Origin of the sequence: Corynebacterium sp. HMSC058E07, assembly GCF_001809885.1 — a bacterium.
In the GTDB taxonomy this organism is placed as follows: domain Bacteria; phylum Actinomycetota; class Actinomycetes; order Mycobacteriales; family Mycobacteriaceae; genus Corynebacterium; species Corynebacterium macclintockiae.
On sequence record NZ_KV799290.1, the window covers coordinates 1 to 253 of the forward strand.

A 253-nucleotide genomic window follows, 5' to 3' on the forward strand; every position below is an offset into this window, starting at 1 on the left:
CGGTGATGGCGATGGTGCGGCCGGCGTTATCGCAGTCGATGTGGGTGGTGGCCCCATCGGGGGTGGTGATGCTGGCAGGGGTGATGCCGGTGACGCGGTAGTCGTAGGTGTAGGTGGTGGTGGCTCCGTCGGCGGTGGTGATGGCGGTGGTCATGCCGAAGGTGTCGACTTGGTAGTCGGTGGTGTGTCCGTCGCGGCCGGTGATGCGTACGGGCATGCCCCAGGTGCCGGGTTCGATGGTTGTGGTGGTCCC

Annotated in this window: 1 protein-coding gene; it reads right to left on the reverse strand. The window is 66.8% G+C overall.

Annotated features, from left to right (window positions below):
* A partial coding sequence (locus HMPREF2678_RS09860; protein WP_141747096.1) for a hypothetical protein occupies nt 1-253 on the reverse strand: 253 nt, incomplete at both ends.